Consider the following 1,072-nt stretch of genomic DNA (forward strand, 5'->3'; position numbering starts at 1 on the left):
AGAACAACCAGTTGTTCCGCCCTACCGTGAACGGACGCACTGAACGTTCCGCTCGGTTATTATCCATGCTTAACCGGCCATCATCGATAACTCTTACTAGCTTCGACCATTGATTGAGACTGTAGCTAATCGCCTCACCCAATTTACTTTTAGGGGGCACCTGAGTGACCGATTTATCTAACCACGCCTTGAACTCATTGAGCAGAGACTGAGTCTTTGATTGGCGGGTAACATATCGCTCTTCCCTCGTCTTATCTTTGAGTGCTTGTTCAACACGATAGAGCTTTTGGAACCAACTGACTGCCCACTGGATTTTACCCCCTTTTCCTTGCTTACCTTTTGGTTGGCACTGCTCTGCCTCTATGAACTTACGTCTTGCATGCGCCCAGCAACCCACCAACTTCGCCTCTGTCTTTTCATACGCTTTATAACCATCAATATGAAGGTATCCAGTGTAGTTTGACAGGTACGATTCAGGGCAGTGGTGACCCCGACTCCCTTCCTGATAGTCGAACAAGACGATACCGGGGGATTGTGCATTGCCTCCACGGTCTGAACCACACCCATACAACCAGATGTAACTTTTCTTTCTTTCGTCATCGAGCACGGTCAATGTGGTCTCGTCCGCGAACAGAACATCTTGAGCAAGAAGGGTTTCTTTCAGTAAGGCGATTAACGGCTCTACCTTATCAGCGCAACGCAGTATCCACTGACTCATCGTTTTTCGGCTGAGCGCTAACCCATATTGTCTAAACAGTGATTCTTGACGATAGAGAGGCAGGGCATAGTGGTATTTGTTCGTGATGATTTGCGCAAGCAAAGAGGGAGTCGCGATGCTTTTCGGGATAATCGCTGGCGGCGGCGGAGCCATCAACACGAGGCTCTTTTCTCCTAGCACGTCACATTGACGACAGACGTATTTGGGTCTTTCGGTGACTTCAACGTACAACTTAGCTGGGATATACACCAGTTTTTCACTGGTGCTTTGTCCCATCCTGCAGAGCATCGACTGGCAACACGAGCAGGTTTTTTCTGCTTCAGATATGTCCACCACAACTCGCTCTCGTGGTAA

At 48.6% G+C, this 1,072-nt stretch carries 1 protein-coding gene; it reads right to left on the reverse strand.

All coding sequences use genetic code 11. From position 1 onward, the window contains the following. Nucleotides 1-1,054, reverse strand: a 1,054-nt coding sequence (tnpC, locus tag AB4484_RS18205) for an IS66 family transposase (protein WP_372079640.1), incomplete at its 3' end; no start/stop codon positions are given. Nucleotides 1,055-1,072: the final 18 nt, after the last annotated feature.

The organism is Vibrio sp. 10N.261.46.A3 (genome assembly GCF_041472995.1).
GTDB lineage: Bacteria > Pseudomonadota > Gammaproteobacteria > Enterobacterales > Vibrionaceae > Vibrio > Vibrio coralliirubri.